This window comes from Streptomyces sp. MAI_2237, from assembly GCF_054189285.1.
Window position 1 is genome coordinate 208,656 of record NZ_JAJPGQ010000004.1, and the last position, 404, is coordinate 209,059.

Genomic DNA, 404 nt, shown 5'->3' on the forward strand with positions numbered 1-404 from the left:
CGCCTGCAAACAAGCCTGCTGAAACTCGCCCTCCACGACGCCCACATGACACCCGCCCACATCGACGTTGTCTTCGCCGACGCCGCCGCACCACCCCGCAGCCGACCACACCGAAAGCACCGCCCTGACCACCCTGTTCGGCCCCCACGCCGTCCCCGTGACCCCCCCCAAAACCATGACCGCCGCCTCGGAGCCGCGGCCCGCGCTCGACCTCGGCCGCGCTCTGATGGCAGCTACGCCAGCCGCATCATCCCCCCCACCACCCCACCACCCCACCCCGCCGCGCACCCACCACCTCACCTCGTCCTGAACACCCCCCGCCCCCACCCCCAACCTGACCACCGCACTCGTCATCGCCCGCGGCCACGGCGGCCACAACACCGCAACCATCCTCACCACCACCC